This is a genomic window from Polaromonas sp. P3_C2 (genome assembly GCF_056402675.1).
Genome location: NZ_JBFUGX010000757.1, coordinates 1 through 1792, shown reverse-complemented (window position 1 = coordinate 1792; position 1792 = coordinate 1). Strand labels below are relative to the sequence as shown.

Below are 1792 nucleotides of genomic sequence, written 5' to 3'. Positions count from 1 at the left end.
CCCGAAAGGCTTGTTTATCTTAAAACCTGCTGTCGTCACCGAAACTGTGTCCGCGCGGTCCGTGGTTCCTATCAATGCCTGGGCATTCGCTGTATCGGACAACCGGAAGACATTGCTGTCGTGCGTGACGGATTGCCCGGCCTTGAACTGAAGGGTGTCAAGCTCATCGGCATGCACCGCCAACGGAAACAGGCTCAGCAACAAGAGCGGAATGGGAAGGAGGTCGCGGTGAGGCATCAGCTGTCCTTTTTTTGCTTTTAGTAAGCCGCACTGTCCTTGAAGACCAGGCGGATCGTTTTCAGAATGATGAAAAAATCGAGCTGCAGCGACCAGTTGCGCAGGTAATCCAGGTCGCAATCGATACGCGACTGCATCTTGTCGAGCGTGTCGGTTTCGCCGCGCTGCCCATTCACCTGAGCCCAGCCGGTAATGCCGGGCCTGACCTTGTGGCGAACCATGTAGCCCTTGATGAGAGAGCGATACATCTCGTTGTGTGCCACGGCGTGCGGTCGCGGGCCGACGATGCTCATGCGCCCTTGCAATACGTTGATGAATTGCGGTAATTCGTCGAGCGAGGTTTTGCGCAGAAAAGCGCCCAGGCGGGTGATCCGCATGTCATTCTTGCGAGCCTGTTGAATCGTGCCACCGTCCTCGGTAACAGCCATGGACCGGAACTTGTAGACCAGAATCTGCTCACCGTCCAAGCCATAGCGCCGCTGCTTGAAAATGACAGGCCCCGGAGAGTCAAGCTTGACCATGATCCCGATCACCAGCATGACCGGAAAAATCAGCAACAGGATCAGCAGTGACAGCGCGATGTCGCTGGCCCGCTTCAGTACGCCGCTGACACCCCGGAACGGCGTATCGCAGACAGATATCACCGTGACCCCGCAGACCGAATCGCTGCGGCCCTGTATCAGGTCGGTAATGAACATGTCGGGGACAAAATAAATCGACGCTGTGGTGTCCTTCAGGCCATCAAGCACCTGCAGGATGCGCGGCCGCGATGCCATGGGCAAGGACAGATAAATAAACTGGATACGGTGCTGCTTGACGTAAGCCGGAAGGTCGTCAATTTTTCCCACCAGTTGGTAGTCATCCTGTGACTCCCTGCGGTCTTCCCCGCGGTCGTCGAAAAAACCCTTCAAATCAATGCCCGAATACGCCGAACCTGTGATGTGCCGGGCCAGAGAAACGCCCTGCTCGTTCATACCGACGATGACAGCACCCCGAACCGCCCCCTGCAATTTCAGCAACTGCGGAGCGGCAGCACGCAGAGCCACATGCGCACCCGCCTGGGCAACCGGCGCGACCCATAGCCAGTTAACCAGTACCGTCATGGAAAATTTATAGAAATATTCGGTGGCAAAACCCGTCAGCAGCAACAAGCCGGCAATCCATATCCAGTGAAATGCAATCTTTGAGAACACCTTCCACACGGGCAAACGCAATTGGGAGGTACCGGGAAACGTCAGCGAAAACACGATGACCGACAAAATTAGATAGGCAGGACGCACCGACCCTTCAAAGAACAAAGCCAGTCCCCAGAGCGAGAACACCAGAACCAGAGGGTCCAGCGCGGCCTCCACTGCGGTGAAAAGATGACTTCGACCCAACCCCATGGAGCGGGGTTCGCGCCGGTTAAGCCATGCCGAGGCTGAATTGAGCGGATTGACATCATCCATGCAAGCTCACCCGCGTAATCCTGGAGACAGCCTGGGCCCGGTTAAATACGTTGAGCTTCTGGAATATGCGCTGCATGTGATTCTTCACCGTATAGCCACTGATGATG

The 1792-nt window shown here is 56.0% G+C and carries 2 protein-coding genes and 1 pseudogene; all 3 read right to left on the bottom strand.

Annotated elements, in window-relative coordinates:
* A pseudogene (locus AC1DWI_RS21585) lies at positions 1-237 on the bottom strand (XrtB/PEP-CTERM-associated polysaccharide biosynthesis outer membrane protein EpsL); the annotation flags it as partial.
* A gap of 20 nt (positions 238-257) precedes the next feature.
* Positions 258-1685 (bottom strand): undecaprenyl-phosphate glucose phosphotransferase, encoded by a 1428-nt coding sequence (locus tag AC1DWI_RS21580; RefSeq protein WP_477667873.1) that lies wholly within the window; start codon positions 1683-1685, stop codon positions 258-260.
* The gene (locus AC1DWI_RS21575; RefSeq protein WP_477725721.1) at positions 1678-1788 is read right to left on the bottom strand and encodes a LuxR C-terminal-related transcriptional regulator; all 111 of its coding nucleotides are present in this window, start codon (positions 1786-1788) and stop codon (positions 1678-1680) included. Before AC1DWI_RS21575 ends, AC1DWI_RS21580 begins: the two co-directional genes overlap by 8 nt.
* Positions 1789-1792 lie beyond the last annotated feature (4 nt).

Coding starts and splice junctions, on each gene's coding strand:
- AC1DWI_RS21580 (WP_477667873.1), bottom strand. CDS start 1,685: ATGGATGATGTCAATCCGCTCAATTCAGCCTCGGCATGGCTTAACCGG.